Source organism: Streptomyces sp. WM6386 (genome assembly GCF_000972385.1).
GTDB lineage: Bacteria > Actinomycetota > Actinomycetes > Streptomycetales > Streptomycetaceae > Streptomyces.
The window spans coordinates 1-568 of record NZ_JXTE01000398.1; the positions used below are offsets into that span (position 1 = coordinate 1).

Annotated in this window: 1 pseudogene; it reads right to left on the minus strand. The window is 73.6% G+C overall.

The features are described 5' to 3' along the window. A pseudogene (locus TN53_RS41925) lies at positions 1 to 253 on the minus strand (transcriptional regulator); the annotation flags it as partial. Positions 254 to 568 lie beyond the last annotated feature (315 nt).

Below are 568 nucleotides of genomic sequence, written 5' to 3' on the forward strand. Positions count from 1 at the left end.
TAAGCAGGAAAACCGAGCCGAACGCCAGCGTCACCATCGCCAGCGGGCGGGTCCGGCGCCACAGGAGCAGCAGGCACAGCCATACGGCGAACACCACCGCCACCGGCCGCCACACGACGTTCTCCCGCAGGGTGGCCTCCAGCGCCACACCGGCAAGGCCCGCGGCGAGCAGCGCCCAGTCCCGCCGCACCCGGGCGGGCGCGCCGGGCGGCCGGGGTTCGGTCCACAGGGTTCGCAGGTCGTCTCGGAGCACGGTTCTCAGCCTAGGGACCGCGGCGTGCCGCGCATCGGCCGAAAGGACGGGTCGTCACTCAGCCCCGGGGCTGACGGATCCACGGCCCGCGGGCCGATGCCGCGGAACGCCGTGGCGACGAGCCTCGGCATCGGCGGCCGTACAAGGACGGCCGACGAGGTGGTTGGAGGACCCGATGCTCTCGAAAGCCCTGTTGCGCCTGGGCGCAAGCGCCGCCCGCCATCCCTGGCGGGTGATCGCGGCATGGCTGATCGCCGCCACGCTCGCCGTCCTCGCTGCCGTCGCCTTCGGCGGGCGGACCGTGGACTCGATGAC